Below are 24,281 nucleotides of genomic sequence, written 5' to 3'. Positions count from 1 at the left end.
ACAATGCAGGAAAACAAAACGGCTAAAAGCGGCTTCCGTTTCTCAAGTGTGATACAAAAATTAGGACCGCTGCTCGGCTTAATCATTCTTATTCTCATCGTATCGGTGTTGAATCCAAGTTTCTTGGAACCGCTTAATATCTTGAATTTATTGCGTCAAGTCTCGATTAATGCGCTGATTGCTTTCGGTATGACATTTGTTATCCTGACGGGTGGAATTGATCTGTCGGTCGGCTCAATCTTGGCTTTATCCAGTGCTTTTGTAGCAAACATGATGTTGTCCGGCCTGGACCCGATCTTGTCCATCATTATCGGTGTAGCACTCGGTGGTGTCATGGGTATGGTGAACGGACTGATGATTACCAAAGGCAGAATGGCTCCGTTTATCGCTACATTGGCAACGATGACGATATTTAGAGGACTGACGTTGGTGTACACGAATGGTAATCCAATTACAGGACTCGGGGATAATCTGTTGTTCCAACTGTTCGGCCGTGGTTACCTGCTGGGCATTCCGGTGCCAGCAATCACGATGCTGATTACCTTCATGATTCTATGGATTGTTTTGCATAAAACAGCTTTTGGCCGCAAAACGTACGCCATCGGCGGTAATGAGAAAGCTTCTATTATCTCAGGTATCAAAGTTAATCGCGTGAAGATTATGATCTACTCCCTGACAGGTATGCTCGCTGCTTTGGCAGGTGCAATTTTGACATCACGCTTGAATTCAGCGCAACCAACAGCAGGTACATCCTATGAGCTGGATGCAATCGCAGCGGTTGTACTGGGTGGTACAAGTCTTGCTGGAGGACGTGGACGCATCGTCGGTACACTGATCGGTGTTTTGATTATCGGCGTGTTGAATAATGGATTGAACTTGCTTGAAGTAAACTCATTTTACCAAATGGTTGTGAAAGGTATCGTCATTGCCATTGCCGTCCTGCTGGACCGCAAGAAAACAGCATAAGGAGAGAATATATATGAAAAAGTGGACTTTAACACTCGTAAGTATGCTGATGATCATCGTTCTGGCCGGGTGCTCTCTGGAGCCACCGGAATGGGCCAAACCTGACCCTAACAAAAGTAACGGACAAAAGAAAATAGGTTTGTCGATATCTACACTGAACAATCCATTCTTTGTATCACTGAAGGATGGAGTCATGGCTGAAGCCAAAAAACAGGGAGTACAGGTCATCGTGGTTGATGCACAGAACGATTCGGCCAAACAAACCAATGATGTGGATGATCTCATTCAGCAAGGCGTTAGTGCACTTCTGATTAACCCTGCGGACTCTGCAGCGATCTCCACAGCAGTTCAATCCGCTAATAGTGTGGGCATTCCTGTAATCACGCTGGATCGCTCCGCAGATAAAGGCGAAGTGGCGGCACTAGTGGCATCTGATAACGTTAAAGGCGGACGCATGGCAGCTGAATATTTTGTGGAACAACTGGGTGAGGGCGCAAAAGTCATTGAACTTGAGGGTGTACCTGGCGCTTCCGCAACAAGAGAACGGGGTAAAGGTTTCCATGAAGTGGCTGACAAGCAACTTGATGTGGTTTCCAAACAATCTGCTGATTTCGATCGGTCCAAAGGATTAAATGTCATGGAGAATCTGCTTCAGGGTAATCCTGACGTGCAGGCGGTATTTGCCCATAATGATGAGATGGCACTTGGTGCGATTGAAGCGATTCAAAGCTCAGGTAAAGACATTCCGGTCATCGGATTCGATGGTAATGATGATGCAATCAAATCCATTAAGGATGGGAAATTGACGGCAACAGTCGCTCAGCAGCCTGTGCTGATTGGCCAACTGGCGCTGCAAGCAGCTCTGGATGTGCTCAGTGGCAAGCAGGTGGAGTCATCCATTCCCGCTGAATTGAAGCTGGTAACCAAGGAAAATGTGAACGAGTAAATCATCATAAAACATGTATCTTCGTTTTGAACATGAACATAGGACTAAACCAAGCCGCTAAATTAGCGGCTTTTTTCATTTCAGAAGAAGCGTGCGGGCATCACATCAATCAGATCATTGACTTTTAAAAGCATATTAAAGGAACCCCAATTGAATTAATGTCCACTTTGTCGTTTTGGACTGCTCAAAAGGAGCGTTTTTGGATATGTATAACCAATCCATGCGTTGCTATACTAGCATGAGTTTCCACACAGTCTTCACAATACATAAGGAGGAGCTAATCTCATTGATTCATTCCTGTTTGGAATAGAAAGAAGGTGGCTGACATGAAACATCTAGTAGAAGAAAATCTTCAAGCTGTAAGACAGCAAATGGCATTGGCCTGCCAGGCTTCAGGTCGCAACATAGAGGACATCCAGTTGTTGCTCGCGACCAAAACGGTACCGCTAGAGAAATTACAAATAGCTATCCAAGCAGGTGAGCTCCTGTTTGGAGAAAACAAAGCTCAGGAACTCCGAGACAAATTCCCACTCATGGAACAAAGCAAGCAGGTGGAATGGCATTTTATCGGGCATCTGCAAACAAATAAAGTAAAGGACGTTGTTAAATATGTTACGCTCATCCATTCCGTAGATCGTTTGAAGCTGGGTCAAGCGTTACATAACCAGCTTCTCAAAGAGAATAAGACCTTAGACATTCTTGTGCAAATTAATACGTCCTACGAAGAAAGTAAATTTGGTGCGTCTCCAGAAACAGCCGTCGAGCTTGTAGAACAGTTAACTCAGTTCGAAACGTTGAATGTGAAAGGCTTAATGACCATTGGAAAACTGAATGCAACGAACGAAGAAACAAGGCATTGTTTTCGTTTGTTAAACCGTATTCGCACTCAAATTAAAGAGAAAAACATCCCGCGTGTAGCAATGGATATTCTATCGATGGGTATGTCTGGTGACTTCCAAGTCGCCATTGAAGAAGGAGCTACAATGATACGCGTAGGGACAAGTGTATTTGGACCACGGTATTTACCAGACGAAAATTACTGGAATGAAAACACACGCATCGATGATTAAGTGAGAGGTAGTGTTAAATATGAAGACAGCATCCCCTTCGTTACGTGGCCGTGATTTGATATCGCCGGTAATCGCCGCTTTGATATCCGTAATTGTTAATTACGGGGGTACGTTTATCCTTGTTTTTCAAGCTGCAAAAGTGGCTGGTTTAAGCCCGGAAATGACCGCTTCCTGGATATGGTCCATCTCGATTGGGGTAGGAGTAACGGGGATTTGGCTCAGTTATCGATATAAGGAGCCGATTATTACAGCCTGGTCTACACCGGGTGTGGCGTTTCTCGTTTCAGCATTAGCGGTAACCCCTTATCCAGAAGCAATTGGCGCTTACATGATTTCAGCAGTTGGATTTATTATTTTAGGTTGGTCAGGCATGTTTGAACGTTTCGTTCGACTTATTCCCCCAGGCATCGCTTCCGGATTGTTAGCTGGTATTTTACTACAGTTTGGAATATCGGCCTTTGGAGGGGCGAAGGTAGATCCTTTGCTTGTGATTGTACTGTTTACAGGCTATATCGTGCTAAGAAGGTTTACTTCCCGTTACGCCATTGTTGGCATATTGGCGATCGGTTCGATTTATTTGATATGCATGGGAAAAACAGACTTCAGTACGATCCAATTGGCTGTAGCATCGCCTGTATTTGTTGTTCCAGCATTTTCGTTAAATGCTTTACTTGGCGTTGCGCTACCGCTGTTCATTATTACCTTGACAGGGCAGTATATGCCCGGAATGCTTGTTCTGCGTAATGATGGATTCAAGACAAGTGCCAATCCTATTCTGGCCGTAACAGGTTTGGGTTCGCTTCTTGCAGCCCCATTCGGATCACATGCTTTTAATGTGGCAGCTATTACAGCAGCGATTTGTACAGGAAAGGATGCACATGAGGATTCAACCAAACGTTATATTGCAGGTATTGCTTGTGGTGTTTTTTATATTTTTGTCGGCATTTTTGGCGTAACATTGGCTGCTCTATTTTTGATTCTTCCTGCTACCTTTATTGCAACATTAGCGGGATTGGCCTTACTAGGAACGATCGGTGGCAGTCTTGCCAATGCATTAACGGACCCTAAGGGACGTGAAACTGCATTGATTACGTTTTTGGCGACAGCAGCGAATGTGACTTTGCTTGGTGTGGGTGGTGCATTTTGGGGACTGTTTGCAGGAATGATGGCACATCTACTGATGAATAGTAAATTTCCCAAAAAACAGTTTGGAACGAATAAATAACCGTAATATTGAGAGGAAGATGTTCATGAAACATTTGGAGAAGCAAGATAAAGTAATAGGAATGGCTGTCCAGCAAGAGCTTGGAAGGCAGCGGGATACGATAGAACTGATTGCATCAGAGAATTTTGTAAGTCAAGCTGTGATGGAAGCAACAGGTTCGGTATTGACCAATAAATATGCGGAAGGGTATCCAGGCAGAAGATATTATGGCGGGTGTGAGCATGTCGATACAGTCGAAGAGATAGCGAACCGCCGCCTTAAAGAACTTTTTGGAGCTGAACATGCAAATGTGCAACCTCACTCCGGTTCTCAGGCCAACATGGCTGTCTATTTTGCCTCGCTTGAGATTGGTGACACGATCCTTGGCATGAATTTATCCCAGGGTGGCCATCTAACACACGGGAGTCCTGTTAATTTTTCTGGGAGATTTTATAATTTCGTTCCATATGGTGTCGATGCACAAACAGGCCGCATCGACTTTGACGAAGTACGTAAACTGGCTTATAAGTATCGTCCACGCATGATTGTTGCAGGTGGAAGTGCATACCCGCGGACCATTGAGTTTGAATTATTTGCCCAGATTGCCGCCGAAGTGGGAGCTCTTTTCTTTGTAGATATGGCGCATATAGCAGGAATTGTTGCGGCAGGTTTGCATCCTAACCCGGTACCACATGCCCATTTTGTTTCAACCACCACACACAAGACCTTACGAGGACCACGAGGGGGAGCCATTTTGTGCCGGGAGTCGTGGGCAAAGGTGATCGACAAAGCTGTATTCCCGGGGACTCAGGGCGGGCCATTCATGCATGTCATTGCAGGAAAAGCGGTGGCATTAGGTGAGGCATTGCAATCCGATTTCACAACATATATTGAAGGTGTTCTGAGTAACGCCAACGTATTGGCAGAAACTTTAATGAATGAAGGACTCACCCTTGTGTCGGGAGGAACAGATAATCATATCGTGTTGGTTGACTTACGAACTATGGGCCTCACAGGCAAAGAAGCCGAAGCTTTACTGGATGAAGTAGGGATTACGGCGAATAAAAATGCAATCCCTCACGATACGGCAAGTCCTTTAGTTACGAGCGGTATTCGTTTTGGAACTCCGGCTATGACGTCCAGAGGACTTGGAGCCAGGGAAATGAAAGAAATTGCTCAGCTGATAGGGCTTGCTTTTAAAAATCCAAAGAACTCGGATGTAAAAAATCAAATATTAGGTAGTGTGCGTGAAATTACTTCGCAATTTCCTCTATATAAAGACCTAAAATAGAGTTTAACAACAGACACAGATAGAGCCTGCAATTGTTACCACTGGATAACAATTGCAGGCTCTTATTTTGCTTGCTTATATTGAAACTTACTTTTTTGAACAGAAGAATATACCGTAAATGAGATTTAAGACACGCCCTAGTAGGCTATACCTACACGAGACTGTACATACTCATCAGACATTAATTGCTGATAAGCAAACTCCGCAGTATCGATTACAGATATAGAAGTTCCGCCGTCAGGCAAATAGTCCCGCTCAACACGGTACTTACCAAGAGATTCTCCATCATATAAGTAGGTAGGGCACACAATGGTCCATTCTAACTTAGAAGCTTTGAGAATGTTGTACATCTCCAGATGTTCTTCAGCTGCCCGCGTGGACTTGCGTCTGGACTCGGGCGATTGAAAACGAAGCAAGCCAGGATCCGTTCGACTTTGCAATATTCCTGCTGTACCAATGGTAATGATTCTTTTGATACGCTCCTGAGCCATAGACTTAACAATATGTCCCATGGATTGTGATAATGTAGTCGTTCCGTCGGTACTTAAGGAACTAACAACGAGATCCACACCCTGTATGGCTTGATAAATATCTTCTTCGACTAAAGCATTCCCTTGATGCAGAACGAGATTGTCATCGCTGATTTGTACCTTTTCCGGGCGTCTAACCAGTGCAGTTACATGATGATTGGAACGTAGGGCATTAGAGACGAAATGACTCCCAACCCGTCCGGTGGCTCCTAATACTAAAATTTTCATCACAAAAAACATCCTTTCGAATCCGATTGGAGAGCATGTTCTCCATCATAGTACAATCTTTGCAAGTCGATGTATGCCTTCCTCAATCTGATCCTCATCCACTTTCGCAAAACCTAATATCCATCCCTTTCGATGACTCTCCAAGCAATATCTACTAAGCGGATACACGCGCACACCTTGATCAAGGGCAGTATTCGTCAGCGCTTCTTCGTCAAATGACGTTTCAGATTCTAGAAGCATATGTAATCCTGTTTCCACACCACTTAATGTAAATCGTGAGCCTAGCCCAGAAGCAACAATGGCTTTGGTCATGACTTCGTGTCTGCGTCGATATATGTTCCGAACTCTTCTCATATGGCGCATGAAATGACCACGTTCAATAAAATGAGTTAGCGTTAATTGTTCCATAATCGGCAGATGACGATAGGTTAATTCATGAACTTGAGTAAGGCGATCGATAGCTATTTTGGGGCCAATGATAGCGGATAGTCGAATGCCTGGTGCAACCATTTTGGAAAAACTCATCATATAAAGCGTATTCTGAGGCTGCTGACTAAATATAGTTGGAAGCGGATCTCCACGGTACCTAAATTCGCTATCGTAGTCATCCTCAACAATCCAATATCGATGATGAGCTGCCAAGTGCATCAATTGTTGCCTGCGTGGCTCCGACATAATAACACCAACGGCGCATTGATGAGAAGGTGTGACAAATACGAGTTTTGTCTGTGGGTGAATATGATCTACACATAATCCATACTCATCAACTGGAACGGGATCGACTTGCATCCGGCGGTATTTCATCGCCATCCAAGCGGCTGGGAAGCCGGGATCTTCTACCGAAACTCTGTCTCCCTCACTTAAGAGTGCCTGGGCAATTAAATCAATACTATGTTGTGCACCTGAGGTTAACAAGATTTGATCAACATCGATATGAATGCCTCGTTCAAGTGACAAATAACGCTGAATCTGTTCTCTTAACGCCAGTAACCCTCTGGCATCACCATAAGCCCAAAGATCCAGATTAGGTTCAGTGGAAGCTTGTAAAAAGGATTGCCTCCAGGCTTTTGTGAAACTTTCATCCAGATAAGGCTCGTGGGGATTAAAATCAATTTCTATTTTGCGATTGTCTCTATTGCCGAACCAACTATGCAGATGACCAATCGATTCGTTTAGTGTAGGCAGTTCGGGAGGAATAGGCCCTTGCATCGTGATGCCTTCTGTTGACCGAGGTGCATATGTCCAATCACTAACCCTTGTCCCAGCCCGACGGGAAGTTACCGTATACCCTCGGCTGAATAATTCTTCGTACACAATCTGTATGGTTGACCGTGAAACACCAATTAATTGAGCAAGTTCACGTGATGGAAGCAGCAATTCGCCTGGTTGCCATTTCCCGGTTGTGATATTATGAATCGCTTGATCCAGAAGTTGCTGCCAGATCGGGCGATGGTCATTCCGATTAACTTTTAGCATTGCTTCAACTCCATTACTCATACTGCATTATGGATTGCATTTATTTATGTACTTAGCCATGTTATTGGCACTCCATTGATTGATATACCATTATAGCAAAAGTTTAATTTGCAAACAAAACAAAGCTGGACTAAAGCGATTTTTACCGTGTGTCCAACCTATTTGGGTTGGTCCTGCTTGGTTCATACTCGATTCATATTCAAGCCACAGACAGTTCATCTTCTTCGGTTACACTACTGGAGTACTAACACAGAGATTCCTAATCCATAGACTAGACAGGAGAAGATGAGATTGACACGAAAGAAACGAACGTCTATCGCCGCCATAACTTTGGTGTTTGCAATGATGTCCCCAATGTCGGCCATGGCCACACCCGCTACCAGTAACGATAGTAACCCTACGTATGATCTAACTAAAAAGGCAGTAAGCGCGAAGGCAAAGGTACTCACTGAATCATACGCTACGACAAGTGTGCAGTACGCACTGATGGATGAGGGCGAGATTGTGATCTCCGGTCAGGCAGGCAAAAATGATCTGAAAAACAACATCCCGCTTTCTTCAAATACCATGTATGGCATTGGTTCAACCAGCAAAATGATGCTCACAACCGCCGTAATGAAGCTTGTTGACGAGGACAAGATCGATCTTGATGAGCCTGTCGTGAAGTATATTCCAGACTTTAAAATGAAAGACAAGCGTTACCAACAGATTACACCACGCATGTTACTGAATCATTCATCCGGACTTCTCGGAACGTCAAGTAACAGTTCAATACTGTTTGGAGATAATGATACCTATGCACATGATACGTTACTGGAACAATTGGCGACGCAACATTTGAAGGCCGATCCTGGCGCATACTCGGTGTATAGTAATGACGGTTTTACATTAGCTGAAATTCTGGTTGAGCGGGTTAGCGGCATGAGCTTCACAACTTTCATGCACCGGTACATAACCGAACCTCTTGGTATGGAGAATACCAAAACACCACAGGATATTGTGGACTTTAGCCAGATGGCAGCAACATATTCCCCTTCGCATGAGGAGCAACTCCCATTAGAGACTACAAATATGATTGCCTCGGGAGGCATCTATTCCACCGCTGAAGATCTGGTTCAGTTCTCGAAAATCTTTACAAGTGAGGTTGAAGGTGTTCTTTCGGAGGAATCCGTAGAGGCCATGGAGCAAGAAGAATACAAGAGAGGCATGTGGCCAGAAGAAGGCGATTCTTCTATTGGTTACGGCCTGGGCTGGGACAGCGTGAACCTGTTTCCTTTTAATGATTACGGCATCCAGGCAGTAAGCAAAGGCGGCAATACAATAACCTATCATTCCTCATTGATTGTACTTCCGGAGTATAATATGGCTGCTGCGGTAACCTCTTCGGGTGGTCATAGCTCAACGGATCAATTGCTGGCAACTGAGCTGTTGCTTGGCGCGCTTGAGGAGAAGAATATCATTCCAGAGCGTAAGCCGGAGAAGTCTTATGATGCACCAGTGAAAACAACCATGCCGAAGGAACTTACACAGCACACTGGCATATACGCGGGTGGGGCAAACATGTTAATGAAGATGGACGTAAAAGATGATGGGCAATTAACGCTATCTAATCTGTCCTCTCCTAACAGTCCTGATCAGACCTATACGTACACCAATGATGGCTCATTTGTTAATGATGCGGCTACGGAAAAGCTGAAGTTCGTTCAGGAAGTCAATGGGAACACATACTTGTGGTCTCGCTCGTATCAGTCCGTTCCTGGGCTTGGGCAAGTTGCTTCCTCGGAATATAAAGCAGAAAAGCTTGAAACCAATGAATTGTCTGCAGAAGTAAAGGCCGCATGGCAGAAACGTGAAGGCAAAGCCTACGTGTTGGTCAATGAAAAATATACATCAACACTGTACAACGCAGCGATGCCGATGATTCCCATTCATACTTTTAATGAGCTGCCTGGTTATATCTACACCAATAAAATTGTTGGAGCTAACCAAGCCGTGAACCAATTGCAAATTCCTGGATTAGCGGGCCGTGACACGATGGAGTTTAATTTCTATGAGGAAAATGGCGTGGAATATGTTACAGCTGGAGGCAACGTTTATGCTGCTCAAGACATCATCAAACCGATCTATGCGGGAAAACAATCGAAGACTACGATTCAGGCGAATGGTCATGCCACATGGTACTCGATTCCAACATCAGCTGGAGGTAAAGAAATGACGGTCAAGATGTCTGCAAACAGCGCATTTGCTGTATACAACCAAGCGGGTGTAGGCATGAATCATACAGTGGTCAGTGGTCAAAACGAAATTGTATTGCCTGAGAACGGAACCATTGTGTTCGCGGGTGAAGCTGGTTCGAAGTTCGAGATTGTATTGACAACCAGAGCAAATTAATAGATGATAAAAAACTGTATAATAAAAAGTCGCGGAAATCGCGGCTTTTTTTTGAGTTTTAAATTTTAAATAATACGTTTTAAAGTAAATGTACCTTTTTTCAGATTCACGATGTAATATTGGGTTTCGCAAAGCTTACCTGGAGGGTAAGTATTAAAAGGGCTTTTACTGGTTGGAAAAAAAATGACGGAGGAAAATGTTGCAAGTGGAAAGGCAAAGCATTGATTGTTAATATACAGTAAATAATAACAATCAAATGGGCAGAAGATCGACAAAAAGCATAACCGTAATACCGATTCCAAGAAAATAATGAATTATTCGGACAACACCGAGACGGGGAGGACACATGAAAACAACGAAGATCTCATTTTTTATACTTTCACTGATGCTGCTCCTGGTGAGCGGTCTAACAGGGTGGGTAGGGAACGCTGCTGCAGCGTCCGATTCCGGTAAAACCTATGTTATCGGAACTGATGTCACATTTGCTCCATTCGAATATGAAGATGAGAATGGTGATTTTGTTGGTATCGATATGGATTTGCTGGATGCCATCGCCAAAGATCAAAATTTCAAGTATCAAATCAAATCCCTGGGATTTAATGCAGCTGTACAGGCACTTGAGGCGAATCAAGTCGATGGTGTGATTGCAGGGATGAGTATTACGGATGAGCGAAAAGCAAAATTTGATTTTTCTGATACTTATTTTGAATCAGGTGTCGTTATGGGTGTTAGTGCCAACAATGACACAATTAAGAGTTATGAAGACCTTCGTGGACAGAAGGTAGCCGTGAAAACCGGAACAGAAGGGTTTAGTTTTGCAGAGTCCATCGCTTCAGAGTATGGATTTACGATTGTTCCGTTTGATGAGTCATACCAAATGTATGAAGATGTAAAAACCGGTAATTCCGTAGCATGTTTTGAAGATTATCCTGTACTGGCCTATGGGGTTAATCAGAACAACGGTTTGAAAATTGTTACCAAAAAAGAAGATGGCGCTCCTTACGGTTTTGCAGTAAGCAAGGGAAAAAACCAGGAGCTTCTGGAGATGTTTAATACAGGTCTCGCCAATATCAAAGCTAACGGGGAGTATAAACGCATTACCGAGACTTATCTGGGTGAGAACGCTCCGACTGTTGCTAATCAAGGTCGCTGGGAGCTAATCCAGAAATCTCTTCCTGCACTTTTTAAAGGTCTGGGAAACACACTTTTATACACGATTGTGTCCCTGTTCTTTGCGTTTATCATCGGTCTGATTTTCGGATTTATGAAGGTGGGACAGAACAAATTCCTTCGTGGTGTTGCCACTGTATTTGTAGATATCTTCCGCGGCATTCCGCTGATTGTCCTGGCATTCTTTATTTATTTCGGGATTCCACAGGCGATGGGCTTCACGATGCCATTGTTCTTGGCAGCGATTCTGACACTTAGTCTGAATGCAGGAGCGTACGTAACCGAGATTATCCGAGGCGGGATTCAATCGATTGATCGTGGTCAGATGGAAGCTGCCCGTTCATTGGGTCTTCCTTATCGCAAAGCGATGATAAAGATTGTCATTCCGCAGGCAGTGCGGGTTATGATTCCGTCCTTCATTAACCAGATGGTTATCACGTTGAAGGATACGTCAATCTTGTCCGTTATTGGTCTCGTAGAGTTGACACAATCGGGTAAAATTGTTATTGCAAGAACGTTCTCCTCTTTTGACATTTGGTTAACGGTTGCGGTTATGTATCTGATTGTCATCATCACATTGACCAAAGTTGCTGATTATCTGGAGGTGAAGGTTCGTCGTGGCTAAAATAAAAGTTGAAGGTTTGAAGAAAAGTTTCGGCACGAATCAGGTTCTCAAGGGAATTGATGTGGCGGTCAACGAAGGAGAAGTCGTCTGTGTCATCGGGCCTTCCGGTTCGGGAAAAAGTACCTTCTTGCGCTGCATCAACCAATTAGATGCCATTACGGCAGGCCGGGTTATCGTGGATGATCAGGATCTGAATGACCCTAAAACCAACCTGAACAAAGCTCGTGAAAATATTGGCATGGTATTTCAACATTTTAACTTGTTCCCTCATTTTAGTGTACTTAAAAACATCATGTTTGCGCCCAGAGAACTCGGGATATTAAATGCACAGCAGGCGCGTGATACAGCACTCAAATTACTTGAACGTGTGGGTCTGTCTGATAAAGCAGATAGCTTCCCAACACAACTGTCAGGTGGACAAAAACAACGTGTAGCGATCGCTCGTGCGCTTGCCATGAATCCGGACGTTATGTTATTTGATGAACCAACTTCGGCGCTCGACCCTGAGATGGTAGGAGAAGTGCTTGGTGTTATGAAAGACCTCGCGAGCGAAGGCATGACGATGATGATCGTTACCCATGAGATGGGTTTTGCCCGTGAAGTAGCCGATCGTGTGATCTTCATGGACGGTGGTTATATCGTCGAGCAGGGCACTCCGGAAGAGATATTTGGAAATCCGAAGAATGAACGGACGATCAGCTTTTTGGAGAAGGTACTCTAGAACTGAATCAAGCATTAACACATTAAAAGTCGCTATTTTAAGCGGCTTTTTTTGTTATATTTATGAGGTGATTTAATAGGTATCGCTCCTTTCTTGAAAGACCAACCAAATAAGCGAAGAAAGCGAGGTCTGTACTCCATGGAAAATGTGTCACAAGAAGATCAACTGGAATCTATCAAAGCCTTTCAATCAACCATCCGCAAATCGGAAAATGCTCTAGAAAACATGATTCAGAAAAGTTCAAATACTACCTTATTACAAAAACGCCTCAAAGCTCTGCATATCGGCGCAGCTTTATTGGAAAATGTCTGGAATCAAAAAGCTCATTCATACACCAAGGAAGATATAGCACAAGCCCGTCTTGTCTTGATTGGATTGTTTCCATCCCTTGAAAGCATGTATGCCAAGTCCAAGGAAGGTAGCCCGCAAAAGACTCTTCTGGAAAGAAGGATTAAAGCATTTCATCTGGCCGTTCAAGTCATGGATATATACTGATGAAATGAGAGAGAGGTCTGTCTAATGAACGACAGACCTCTCTTTTTCTTTTGCAAACTTAGGAAAACCGATAGAGACGCACGCCGTGCGCAGGTACAGTAGTAACTAAGGAGTTCTCTGTAAATTCAGCTGCTTCTCGGCTCCACAATTCAGTACCTTTGGTAATGCCGGACAGTCCGACCTCATCAATGGACAGATTCACATGAAGAGCATTCTCACCGATGTTAAACACAGCGACGTAAGAGGAACCATCCGCATGCTGGGCAGTCCACACAATAAGATCTTCTTTACGTAAGGCTTCTTTGGCTCCATAACTCTCGCGATGCATTCGCAGAACCTCACGATTGGTCAACAGAGATAGTGTCCAGTCGTCGTTATCTCGCAGTTCACCACCAAAAATGAGTGGGGAACGGAAGATACTCCACAGCGACATCATCGTCAACTGCTCATCAGGCGTGAACCGAGTCCAACGATCTGCTCCACCACCGTCAACAGAACGGATACCGATATGACCCAAAGGCAACATATCACAGTCTGGCCAGCAGCCTGCTTGGGGAACGCCCTGCCACGTCCGGCAGCGGTCGAACATATCCAATAACAGTGGCCAGAGGTCCCAGAAATCGTCCGTGACACGCCACATGTTCGCATGATCAGCCAAGAATTCTGAGTATTCCACCGGGGCAGGGCCAGGAGAGAGGCTTAGTACCATGGGCCGACCGGAGCGCTCAATCGCTTTGGCTATCATTTCGATCTCAGGCTGATGGGTGTCATAGAGCCTGGAAGCAGCAATATCGTCCACCTTCACCAAGTCAACGCCCCATTGTGCATACAGTTCAAAAAGCGAATCGTAGTAGGCTTGTGCGCCTTCTTTTGAGCTATCAACACCATACATATCCGTATTCCACGGACAGATGGAGTTCGGATGAGCAATATCGCGCGCAGTGGCGGTTGTACCCAGAATCGGAGTAGCCGCATGTGCAGCTTGACGTGGAATACCGCGCATGATGTGAATGCCAAATTGTAGCCCAAGACTATGGACGTAGTCTGCTAATGGCTTGAATCCCTGTCCACCTGCAGCGGAGGGAAACCGATTCTCGGCAGGCATAAGCCGCGAATATTCGTCCATGATGAGTGGGACGAACGGACGATATTGCGAAGAATTGGCCAAAGGCTCGTACCATTGAATATCGACCGTAATATAGCTCCAGCCGAAGTCTTTAAGATGTTCTGCCATGTACTCGGCGTTGCCACGAATTTCGTCTTCCGTAACGGCCGCGCCGTAACAATCCCAGCTGTTCCAGCCAAGCGGTGGAGTTGATGCTGCAAGCGTATGATTCATGGGAATGCTCCTTTATGGATTAATTATTGCTCTCGCTCAATTCATCATAATAAAGGATTTTATTAATATCTACAGTAATGTTGAGTGTGGAATAGCAAAATATTGCGCTTAGTCGAAGAACAATTTACGGTACACAAGGCTTTCTCCGCCACTACGAAATTCACCTGGCGTAACGCCGGTTATGCTGCGAAAGGCTTTGATAAAATAACTTCCGCTGGAATACCCGACTTGCTTGGCGATGACTTCAATGCTAAGCGTAGTTCCGCGCAGCAGTTCCATTGCTTTCTCGGTACGTACACGGGTCAGATAAGTACCTGGCGTCAAGCCAGTACTTGCGGAAAAGCGACGTATAAAGTGATATTTGGAAAGGGAAACATGCTCCGCAAGGTGATCGATACTGATCATCTTGGAGTAATTGTTTTCTATGTATTCAACGGCTATTTGAATGTTCTCAGACCAATTCTCCCTGTTGCGCAATGTTGTTTTCTGTAATCGAGTCAATTCTGTCATGAACTGATATACGCTGGATGATGCGATCAGAGGATCAGTGATTCTGCCTGCCGCCGCATCAGTCACGATCATCCGCAACAGTCGGATCGGTGTACAATCAGCGGGAAGGTAGGGAACTTCTCCAGCTTCACGAAGAAATTTTCGCCAGTGGGGCAGAATAAGAGTGGGCCTGAACAACAGGAACAGAAACTCCCAAGGTTCTTTTGATGCTGAATGGTAGTAATAGCGATGTGGTCCTGGAATTTCGGCCAAAAAAGCTTGTCCTGCGGTAACATGATGAATGCGATTATTCGACTCAAATACACCTTCACCCGAGAGTGTATATTGGAATAACAGGAGAGGCCCGTCCGAACGTTCGAGTCCATCCCAATGATAAGAAGGATCAGTTATTGAATCACTTCCAGCCGCATAGAGTACACACAGTTGGAGCTCCTTGTCTTCGGCGAATCGAAACCCATAGGTTCCTCTAGGGATATTCATGTCAGCTCTCCTTGTTGCCCTGAATTTTTACTGCGCTCCGCGAATGAAAATATCTACTAGCTTCTTGCCAAGCGAAAAGTTGGAACCATATTTATGCAGGTTATCTTCCCGATTCCCCATTAACATCAATGTCGAGAAGGTCTCTGCCAGGAAAAACGGATCATCCGTCCGCAGTCTGTTTTCATCCATTGCCCGTTGGAAATGGGAGGCTAACACTTCGTGAATCTGATGCTCCGCGTTGCGTATATCCTGAATTTGAGCTGGTTCAAGAAAAGGCTCAGCTTCTCTGAGCATGGTTTCAATCTCCGCATGTGGATTGCCCAGTCTGGCCTCTGCCAATCGCACAAGTCCCGACTCCAAATTTTCGGCTTGATCAAGCATATGCGAGGTTAACCGGCTCACATTCTGAAGCATCGTTGTAAAGGCAACCTTAAACAGCTCTGGTTTGCTGTTGAAATGATAATAAATGGTTGGTTTTGACACGCTACATGCTTTGCCAATTTGCTGAAGTGTTACTGTTTCGTAGCCATACTCCATGAATAGCTTTGAAGCTGTATGAATAATCGTTTGTTGAATTGAGATATCGTCGTCGCCGTGTTTGGGTCTTCCAGGCAAACGTTTGTGTGTTTTTTCTGTCATTGAACTTCCCTCCATGAATATTTTATGACAAATAACGATAGTAAGCAAAACTAGCTTGTAATTATACTTACCGGTAAGTATAATTAATGGAGAGTTAAAAAAGAAAACACATTATCCTCATAACAAGGTGGTTTTTAGGTTGAAAACAGCACAACGTACAAACAAATGGAAAAAGATAATCATGTGTACGATCCTGTCCATCGTTATCATCGTGGCCGGCGTTTTCGTATATCTCAATTCGGTTACGTATAGTCCTTCTGAACGAGCGGAAACGGCGATGACAAGTGATGCTCAGGTTAATGTCACCAAGATTAAGGACGGTTACCGATTTGAACCCGTGGGTATAGAGATAACCAAACCGAATATTATTTTTTATCCAGGCGGTCTGGTTGAACCTGAAAGTTATTCTCCACTTGCCAGAGAAATCGCAGAACAGGGTCACCGCGTATATATCGCAAACATGCCAATAAACTTGGCGATTTTCGGTCAAAACAAGGCTGATTCCTTTATCGAGGAACATCCTAACGAAGCGTTTGTTATTGGCGGACATTCATTGGGAGGGTCATTCGCATCACGGTATGCTGCGGAGCACAATGAGAAATTGGAAGGCGTCTTTTTCTTGGCTTCCTATGCAGATAAAGGGGGGAGCTTGAAGAATACGGACTTGTCTATCTTACAGATTACAGGCTCGGATGACGGAGTGCTTAACAGGGAAGATTGGGAGAACTCCAAAGCAAATCTTCCGGAAGACACGACATATGTGAGTATCGAGGGTGGAAATCACGGTCAATTTGGCTCATATGGCATGCAAAAAGGAGATAATCAGCCTGCTATTACGGAAGAAGAGCAGTTGGAAGAGGTTGTAGCAGCATTAGGGAACTGGATAGATAATTTAAAATAATGTATTAAATTTATGTGTTGAATGGTAATGATCCGTGGTACGATTAAAGTCGCTTTTTTAGCGGCTTTTTTTGTTGAAGGATACGAGTATGCCTCAATGGAGCAGGGTTAACTGCTTTTATTGATTGAATTTCAACTCCATAATAGGGTTACAGAATTGCTTTAATTACCACAAATCGTTAACATTAAAGGCATTGTCATCGAAGTAGCAGTAAAATGGAAGACAACAAGAGCAAGAACACCAAAAGGAGAAAAGAATATGTTTTTCAGAAAATTTGCTTACACGTTAGTGATCATCCTCGCTGCATTATTGTTCTCGGGTTGTACATCAGAGTCTGTACTTGATATTGGATCGCCTCAAGTTTCGGAGGATATGGGATTTGATGAGGTTGCCAATTATATCTCGGAGCATAATGAACTCCCACCAAATTACATTACCAAGAAAGAGGCCAGGGAATTGGGCTGGGAACCAAGTGAAGGGAATTTACATGAAGTCGCTCCAGGCAAAAGCATTGGCGGCGACGTGTTCGGAAACCGGGAAGGACTACTTCCCAAGAAAAAAGGCCGCATATGGTATGAAGCCGATATAAATTACTCAGGAGGACGGCGCGGAAGCGACCGAATTCTATACTCAAATGACGGTCTAATCTACCAGACGACAGATCATTACAAGTCATTTGAACAGTTAAAATAAACGGAGGAAATGATATGAGCATCATTCAGATTAACGGAAACGACTTTCACAGTAAGGAAGAGCTTCATCAAATTTTGCAGAACCAGCTTGAGTTAGACGAGAGCTATGGAGGCAATTTGGACGCACTATGGGATGTCTTGACTGGGGCTGTAAGCATGCCGCTTACTGTTCAATGGATTGGTTTTGAGAAAAGCAAAGAGATTCTTGGAGATTACGCTGACCAGGTCATGGAATTGTTGCGTGATGTGGAAGGGGAGATCCTAGGATTTACGTTGGAATTATATTATTGAAAAGCAGGTTTGATTTTATGAGGCGATGGGCAACCATCGCTTTTTTGGTCTTCACATTTTTACTGAGACACATGTCTAGATCATGCTATTTTCATGGCTTAATAATCAAGGTTGGGGTGATTAGACTTCCTTATACTTTAAACATGGAATAGGGTAGGCAGGATTGTAATCGTTTACTAACGGTTGAATATGTAAGCGTATACTATTTCAAAGCGAACCATCGTAAGGTCTAGATTGGTTATTACGACTAACACCATTTAGGGGGCAGAAAAATAATGAGAGCCATTTCAAAAATGCTAGGAGCATGTCTCGTAACAAGTGTTGTGCTAGTTTCCGCCGGTTGCGGAAACGCTGGAGAGAATTCCGAATCAAATACGAGTGACCCCAACAGCCCGATCACATTTACATTCTTCGGGGCAGATGCAAGTCCGAACTGGAACAAAATGCAGGATGCTGTAGGGAAGAAAATTACGGAAGAAACCGGTGTAAGTATTGATGCAGAATTCGATATTTCGAGCGGAGGTGGAAACGACCGCATTTCCCTGATGGCTGCCAGCGGCGATTATCCGGATTTGATCTTCCCAAAAGGTAACTTGACTAGACTCGTTGATGCCGGGGCAATGATTGATTTGACGGATCTGATCGAAGAACACGCGCCCAATTTGAAAAAGATCTACGGTGAGCACTTCAATCGGTTGAAATACAGCAATGACGATCCTTCAATCTATTGGATTCCAACGAATGGTGCAATCGATCAGGTCAGCTTCGATGCGACGAATGGTACTGCCATTCAACATCGTGTAGTCAAGGAACTCGGGTATCCTGAGATCGAAACCTTAAACGATTTCGAAAATGTGCTACGTGAATATTACGAGAAACATCCGACCACAGATGATGGTCAACCCACAATTCCGCTGACGCTTAGTGCAGATGGATGGCGGCGAATGATCACTGTTACTGATCCCGCTGTCATGTCTACTGGAGGACCTGGAGATGGTGAGTATTTCATCAATCCTGACACCTACGAAGCCGTTCTACATTACAAACGTCCTGAGGAGAAGGAATATTTCCGGTGGTTGAACAAGATGTACAATGAAGGTTTGCTGGACAAGGACAGTTTTGTTCAGAAGGATGACCAGTATAAGTCCAAAATCGCCAGTGGTCGCGTGTTATCCTTGCTTGATCCAAGCTGGGGATTCAGTGATGCGGAAAATGCGTTGAAAAGCGCAGGGAAAGACGATATGACCTACGGATTCTATCCGGTAACGTTAGATGACAGTTTTCAACGTAAAGATTTCCAGAATATCGGCTTTGATGGTTATGGTATTGGCATAACAGTCGATTGTGAAGATCCTGTCCGTGCCATCAAATTTTTGGATTGGATGTCTTCTGAAGAAGGGCAAGTATTGAGAAACTGGGGCGTTGAAGGCGAGCAATATAACGTGGAGGAGGGTGTTCGCACCATCCCAGCCGATGTACAGGAACGTAAAAACAAAGACAATAACACATTCACCAAAGAAACCGGAGTAGGCTTGTATTACATTTTCGGTGCTCACTACGGGGATGGTGTCAAAGATTCAACGGATAACTACTATACAACGAATTATCCTGAACAGATTCAGCAAAGTTATTCTGATGAGGAAAAAGAAGCTTTGAAAGGTTATGGCATAACTACATGGAAGGACTTGTTCCCTTCTGAAAAAGAGTTTCCGGTGAAAGAGTGGGGCGCGGCTTACAATATGCCGATACCTTCGGATAGCGGGGATTATAACGTTGTGTATCAGAAAACGCAGGATATTATTCAGAAACGGATCGCCGAAGCGATTACATCCTCTCCGAGTGCCTTTGAAGGCATATATGACAATATGATTGCTGAACTTGATAATGCAGGTGCAGTAGGCATGGAACAGCAGTATACGGAGTGGATTAAAGATCGCGTTCGATTGTGGACGGGAAAAGAGATCAATTAACTTACGGATATAATTACAATAATGAATTGTTTGCAGATCCGAAGTATATCAAGAACTAAAAAAAACATCGAGCCATGCAGGATGGCTTGATGTTTTTTAGTTTACATTGAATGAGCTTGTCATTATTGTGGCAAAGCTTCCATTGCATCACGTCTTTGTTTGATATATCTACCGGGGGAGATGCCGACCATTTTGGTGAAACTGCGAATAAAATTGGCATAGTCACTAAAGCCCGATTGAAAGCATGCATCCGTAATACTCATTCCTTCTGACAGGTGGAATTTGGCCCGTTCAATACGTCGACCCAAAATGTAGGAACGGATGGTCAATCCAGTATGCTTTTTGAACTGGCGGCTGATATAAGTACTATTCATGTAGAACACTTCGGCAAGTTTGCGAAGCGTAATGTCTTGATTTAGATGTGTTTCAATATAATCCATGGTTTCACGAACCAGTTCAGGCATAATGTCATTGGGAACAAAGGAATTGTTATGGAACCAGACGTTAATCATGACCAACAATTGGGCTACGGCTGCATTTATTTTGATATCGGTGCCATAAGCATCGGAAGCAAGCAATCCTTCCAGTTCGTTTGTACATTGCAGCATCTGTTTCAAGTTATCGTCGTCTAAATGTACGATGTTGCCTGTTCCTTTGGGGCGATGATCAAAACATGACGATAGATTGGTTGATGGTGTGGAAAGTTGAAATAGATATGTTTTTTTGAGATTGATTGTAATTCGCTCATACTCAGATTCATCCAGAATAAAGGCTCGGTGCATCTCCTCGGGTGACATCACAAGCAGATCACCAGGCTGTACATGGTAACATCGATTTTCTACATAAAAGTGAACGTTGCCACGAAGAAACAGGTAGATCTCGTATGCATTATGGCGATGATAGCTCGTTTCCAGCTTATACGTCGTTACGCTGTGTAGATATAAGAACTCAGGCTGGATGGGATCATAAAAACACTCAGAGGATCCGCTCATGAAGTACCTCCCGTCATTTCACGCAATAAATAGAGCGGTTAACGCAATGAAATTGTACTCAGCTTACCTTAAAATGTAATCATCCTATCATGATACCTTTTGTATTGCAAACGCTTTCTCGTAAAAAGACACAACTAAAAACGATTATAGGGGGATTCTTTTGATGAATCATCATTCTACACCACAAGCTGGTGAGCAAAAGCAAGACCAAGCTGCCAATCTGGAGCGTATTCCAGGGGAGATTGGAAAGCTTCGTCCCAACGGTAACCCTTTGGTGGCCCACAAATTTGGAGCCGATCCCTATGCTTTAGTATTTAACAATCGAGTCTACTTATATATGACTAGTGATAAGCTGGAATATGATAAGGACGGTCTTCCTCAGAAAAACAGCTACAGTTCAATCAACCGGATTACGGTCATTTCATCGGATGACTTAATCAACTGGACCGATCATGGAGAGATCAGAGTTGCTGGTCCTCAAGGCGCAGCAACATGGGCTTCGCAATCCTGGGCCCCGGCAGCTGCTCATCGAATCTTGGATGGCAAGGACTGTTTCTTTCTTTATTTCGCCAACAATGCCAGTGGAATAGGTGTACTGTCTGCACCCACACCTGTAGGTCCGTGGATAGACCCTATAGGAAAAGCACTTATTACAAGAGAGACTCCGGGAGTGGAGGAAGTAACCTGGCTATTCGATCCGGCTGTCATTGTAGATGATGATCATCAGGCCTACATATATTTCGGTGGTGGTATTCCACAGGGGAAAGCAGAAAGACCGGATACCGCAAGAGTGATGCGATTGGGAGACGATATGATCAGCGTTGTTGGCAAAGCGAAGGTTATTCAGGCGCCTTATATGTTTGAAGATTCAGGGATACATAAATATAATAATAGTTACTACTTTACGTATTGTTCCAATTTTATTGAGGGTGATCGGCCAGATGACAGCCCACCACCTGGTGAGATTGCATATATGACCAGTGTTCAGCCAATGGGGCCATGGACATATCAGGGTACGCTACTCCAGAATCCAGGACACTTTTTTGATATTGGCGGCAACAATCACCATGCTATATTTCAACTATCGGATCAATGGTACATTGCCTATCATGCCCAGACATTATGCCAAGCCATGGATATTCCCGAAGGTTACCGTTCAACACATCTGAATCGAGTCGAACATGATGAGGCCACGGGTAAGATCAAGAAGGTACATGCCGATTATCAGGGCGTAGATCAAATCAAATGCTTCGATCCTTATGGGCGGGTAAGCGGTTCAACGATTGGATGGAGTAGCGGAGTATCAACAGAGCAATATCTTGACTCTGGTGAGATGTCTGCATCAGATTCGAATATGATTTCCGCTAAACTGCAAAATGACAGCTGGATAGCTATATCGAAGGTGGACTTTGAAAGTGAAGGACCCACAACCTTCACAGCCACGATTGCGAATCAAGGAACCGAAGGTACGTTAGAACTTCGACTTGATCGTGCAGACGGACTGTTAATTGGAGAAATCATTGTTCCGCCTGCGACCGAATCCCTTCACTGGATGGAACTAACAACTAATGTTACGGGTGCGAAAGGTGTGCAAGACTTATATATTAAGCTTAAAAGTTCAACAGACAGCTCAACCATCCTTTTAAGAGAATGGAAGTTTAACAGACAAAATGAGGTGTAATTAAAGTATGTATCCGAATCCGATTATTTGGGCCGATTACCCGGATCTTGACGTTATTCGTGTAGAAGACACATATTATATGGTCAGTACAACCATGCATATGATGCCGGGATGTGTCATCCTGCGTTCATATGACCTGATCCATTGGGAAGTAGCCACATATGTATACGACACATTGGACGATACACCTGCCCAACGGTTGGTGGATGGTCATCACGTTTATAGTAAAGGCATGTGGGCTGCATCACTCCGCTATCATCAAGGAATGTTCTATGTGATCTTTGTTGCGAATGAAACCCGTAAGACATACTTGTATACGTCGACCTCCATCTCGGGAGTATGGAAGAAACAGATCGTGGAAGGGTTTTACCATGATTGCTCCTTATTTTTTGACGATGATGAACGAGCATATCTCGTGTACGGTAATACCGAGATCTATCTGACCGAATTAAGCTCTGATCTGTCCGGGCCCAAACCTGGTGGAGTGCATCGCTTGATCGTAAAAGATGAGCAGCCTCATCACCTTGGTTATGAAGGGGCACATTTCTACAAGATCAACGGGAAATATATTGTATTCCTGATTCATATAACGAAAGCTTCCGGACGGAGAACACAGGCGTTTTATATGGCCGACTCTCTGGAAGATGTCTTCACTGGTGGAGAAGTATTCAATGACGATATGGATTATTTCAATTCAGGTGTTGCTCAGGGCGGTATCGTGGATACACCGGATGGAGACTGGTATGCAATGCTGTTTCAGGATCATGGGGCTGTTGGCCGGGTTCCTGTTTTGGTTCCTCTACATTTTGATCAAGGTATACCGGTTTTTGCAAGCAAAGCGCCTAAGCAGATTGAGATCCCTAGCACGAGACCAGAGCACCGTTATAACCCGTTAGTAGGTAGCGACAGTTTCAATTATGAACCCGAAGAAGATGGAAGCGTCCGCCTCCGTGATTTTTGGCAATGGAATCATACACCTAACAATGAACTCTGGTCCGTCACAGAGAAATCGGGGGTGTATCGTGTTCGAACGGGACAGATCAGCCCAAATCTGACGTTTGCGGTAAACACACTAACCCAGCGTTCAATGGGGCCCGCTTGCGAAGCAATGGTTACGCTTGATGGCAGTTGTCTAAATGATGGGGATTATGCCGGATTGTGCTTTCTGATCGGTTCATACGGTATGATCGCTCTTACGAAGCAGGATAGCAAGTTTTACCTGGTCATGCATGCCAGAGATAGTGAGGATTCCACCATATTTGGCAATCTGATCGACCAGAAGCCAGCCACTGAACATGAACGTATCCCGGTATCAGATCCAGTAGTTAAACTAAAAGCATTCGGAAATTTTGAGAACAATCTGGATGAGTGCTCTTTTGCTTATTTCGATGGGGTTAAATGGAGAGATATAGGGATTGTCCATAAAATGATATATAAACTGGATCATTTTATGGGTTGCCGAACGGGGGTGTTTGTATATTCAACCCAGATGGTTGGAGGAACAGCTGACTTTTCGAATTTTGAATATCGTGTGATTAACCCTGATGAGAAACAATGAAATATGTAAAAGCCGCCCAACGGCGGCTTTTCGTATTCAATAATTACAAGTTGTTGTACAATGATATGGATCCAAAGTTGACAGAGAGAAGAGAGTTGTTCAAACCGAACTGGGG

21 protein-coding genes are annotated in these 24,281 nt (G+C 44.2%); 15 read left to right on the top strand and 6 right to left on the bottom strand.

Annotated elements, in window-relative coordinates; genetic code table 11:
- Positions 1-3: 3 nt before the first annotated feature.
- The 5 genes from MKX68_RS26670 (at position 4) to glyA (ending at position 5,477) form a co-directional block, all read left to right on the top strand.
- Entirely contained in the window at positions 4-966 is a 963-nt protein-coding gene (locus MKX68_RS26670; protein ID WP_371129067.1) for an ABC transporter permease subunit, read from the top strand.
- Between the two features lie 13 nt (positions 967-979).
- Positions 980-1,912, top strand: coding sequence for a ribose ABC transporter substrate-binding protein RbsB (rbsB, locus tag MKX68_RS26665; RefSeq protein ID WP_340914726.1), 933 nt, complete (start codon positions 980-982; stop codon positions 1,910-1,912).
- A gap of 326 nt (positions 1,913-2,238) precedes the next feature.
- Positions 2,239-2,982: a YggS family pyridoxal phosphate-dependent enzyme gene (locus tag MKX68_RS26660; protein ID WP_340914725.1), complete on the top strand. Its 744-nt coding sequence runs from the start codon at positions 2,239-2,241 to the stop codon at positions 2,980-2,982.
- Positions 2,983-3,001: 19 nt separating this feature from the next.
- On the top strand, positions 3,002-4,207 hold the full coding sequence (locus MKX68_RS26655; RefSeq protein WP_340914724.1) for a benzoate/H(+) symporter BenE family transporter: 1,206 nt from the start codon (positions 3,002-3,004) through the stop codon (positions 4,205-4,207).
- Between the two features lie 25 nt (positions 4,208-4,232).
- Entirely contained in the window at positions 4,233-5,477 is a 1,245-nt protein-coding gene (glyA, locus tag MKX68_RS26650; protein WP_340914723.1) for a serine hydroxymethyltransferase, read from the top strand.
- A gap of 137 nt (positions 5,478-5,614) precedes the next feature.
- Here the strand turns inward: glyA and MKX68_RS26645 are convergent, their stop codons facing one another.
- Both MKX68_RS26645 and pdxR read right to left on the bottom strand, forming a co-directional pair.
- Positions 5,615-6,235 (bottom strand): NAD(P)-dependent oxidoreductase, encoded by a 621-nt coding sequence (locus MKX68_RS26645; protein ID WP_340914721.1) that lies wholly within the window; start codon positions 6,233-6,235, stop codon positions 5,615-5,617.
- A 45-nt stretch (positions 6,236-6,280) separates the two neighbouring features.
- The gene (pdxR, locus tag MKX68_RS26640) at positions 6,281-7,711 is read right to left on the bottom strand and encodes a MocR-like pyridoxine biosynthesis transcription factor PdxR (protein WP_340914720.1); all 1,431 of its coding nucleotides are present in this window, start codon (positions 7,709-7,711) and stop codon (positions 6,281-6,283) included.
- Positions 7,712-7,996: 285 nt separating this feature from the next.
- Here pdxR and MKX68_RS26635 point away from each other — a divergent pair, with 285 nt between their 5' ends.
- From MKX68_RS26635 to MKX68_RS26620, 4 genes are all read left to right on the top strand, one after another.
- Positions 7,997-10,102 carry a serine hydrolase domain-containing protein gene (locus tag MKX68_RS26635; protein ID WP_340914719.1) on the top strand — a complete coding sequence of 702 codons (2,106 nt, stop codon included), beginning with the start codon at positions 7,997-7,999 and terminating at the stop codon, positions 10,100-10,102.
- Between the two features lie 346 nt (positions 10,103-10,448).
- Positions 10,449-11,897 carry an amino acid ABC transporter substrate-binding protein/permease gene (locus tag MKX68_RS26630; RefSeq protein WP_340914718.1) on the top strand — a complete coding sequence of 483 codons (1,449 nt, stop codon included), beginning with the start codon at positions 10,449-10,451 and terminating at the stop codon, positions 11,895-11,897.
- On the top strand, positions 11,890-12,618 hold the full coding sequence (locus MKX68_RS26625) for an amino acid ABC transporter ATP-binding protein (RefSeq protein WP_307536600.1): 729 nt from the start codon (positions 11,890-11,892) through the stop codon (positions 12,616-12,618). The genes MKX68_RS26630 and MKX68_RS26625 overlap by 8 nt, the downstream gene beginning before the upstream one ends.
- 138 nt (positions 12,619-12,756) lie before the next feature.
- Positions 12,757-13,113: a hypothetical protein gene (locus tag MKX68_RS26620; protein WP_340914717.1), complete on the top strand. Its 357-nt coding sequence runs from the start codon at positions 12,757-12,759 to the stop codon at positions 13,111-13,113.
- 58 nt (positions 13,114-13,171) lie between these two features.
- On the opposite strand, the gene MKX68_RS26615 is transcribed toward MKX68_RS26620, so the two are convergent.
- From MKX68_RS26615 to MKX68_RS26605, 3 genes are all read right to left on the bottom strand, one after another.
- Positions 13,172-14,452, bottom strand: a complete 1,281-nt coding sequence (locus tag MKX68_RS26615; protein ID WP_340914716.1) for a glycoside hydrolase family 27 protein — start codon at positions 14,450-14,452, stop codon at positions 13,172-13,174.
- A 108-nt stretch (positions 14,453-14,560) separates the two neighbouring features.
- Positions 14,561-15,442 (bottom strand): AraC family transcriptional regulator, encoded by an 882-nt coding sequence (locus MKX68_RS26610; RefSeq protein ID WP_340914715.1) that lies wholly within the window; start codon positions 15,440-15,442, stop codon positions 14,561-14,563.
- 27 nt (positions 15,443-15,469) lie between these two features.
- Positions 15,470-16,081 (bottom strand): TetR/AcrR family transcriptional regulator, encoded by a 612-nt coding sequence (locus tag MKX68_RS26605; RefSeq protein WP_340914714.1) that lies wholly within the window; start codon positions 16,079-16,081, stop codon positions 15,470-15,472.
- A gap of 139 nt (positions 16,082-16,220) precedes the next feature.
- On the opposite strand from MKX68_RS26605, the gene MKX68_RS26600 reads away from it, so the two are divergent.
- The 4 genes from MKX68_RS26600 to MKX68_RS26585 all read left to right on the top strand — a co-directional run bounded on the left by MKX68_RS26600 (position 16,221) and on the right by MKX68_RS26585 (position 19,935).
- Positions 16,221-16,982 (top strand): alpha/beta hydrolase, encoded by a 762-nt coding sequence (locus MKX68_RS26600; RefSeq protein ID WP_340914713.1) that lies wholly within the window; start codon positions 16,221-16,223, stop codon positions 16,980-16,982.
- A gap of 258 nt (positions 16,983-17,240) precedes the next feature.
- Positions 17,241-17,675 carry a ribonuclease domain-containing protein gene (locus MKX68_RS26595; RefSeq protein WP_338594711.1) on the top strand — a complete coding sequence of 145 codons (435 nt, stop codon included), beginning with the start codon at positions 17,241-17,243 and terminating at the stop codon, positions 17,673-17,675.
- A gap of 14 nt (positions 17,676-17,689) precedes the next feature.
- A complete protein-coding gene (locus MKX68_RS26590) occupies positions 17,690-17,965 on the top strand; it encodes a barstar family protein (RefSeq protein ID WP_076212098.1) in 276 nt (91 codons plus the stop codon).
- Positions 17,966-18,240: 275 nt separating this feature from the next.
- Positions 18,241-19,935, top strand: coding sequence for an ABC transporter substrate-binding protein (locus MKX68_RS26585; RefSeq protein WP_340914712.1), 1,695 nt, complete (start codon positions 18,241-18,243; stop codon positions 19,933-19,935).
- Between the two features lie 122 nt (positions 19,936-20,057).
- Here the strand turns inward: MKX68_RS26585 and MKX68_RS26580 are convergent, their stop codons facing one another.
- The gene (locus tag MKX68_RS26580; RefSeq protein ID WP_340914711.1) at positions 20,058-20,927 is read right to left on the bottom strand and encodes an AraC family transcriptional regulator; all 870 of its coding nucleotides are present in this window, start codon (positions 20,925-20,927) and stop codon (positions 20,058-20,060) included.
- A gap of 163 nt (positions 20,928-21,090) precedes the next feature.
- Between MKX68_RS26580 and MKX68_RS26575 the strand changes: the two genes are divergently transcribed.
- Both MKX68_RS26575 and MKX68_RS26570 read left to right on the top strand, forming a co-directional pair.
- Complete coding sequence (locus tag MKX68_RS26575; protein WP_340914710.1) at positions 21,091-22,608, top strand: glycoside hydrolase family 43 protein; 1,518 nt, start codon at positions 21,091-21,093, stop codon at positions 22,606-22,608.
- A 7-nt stretch (positions 22,609-22,615) separates the two neighbouring features.
- The gene (locus MKX68_RS26570; RefSeq protein WP_340914709.1) at positions 22,616-24,166 is read left to right on the top strand and encodes a glycoside hydrolase family 43 protein; all 1,551 of its coding nucleotides are present in this window, start codon (positions 22,616-22,618) and stop codon (positions 24,164-24,166) included.
- Positions 24,167-24,281: the final 115 nt, after the last annotated feature.

The sequence above is a fragment of the Paenibacillus sp. FSL M8-0212 genome (assembly GCF_038004645.1).
Taxonomy (GTDB): domain Bacteria; phylum Bacillota; class Bacilli; order Paenibacillales; family Paenibacillaceae; genus Paenibacillus.
This window is presented reverse-complemented; position numbering and strand designations above follow the sequence as displayed.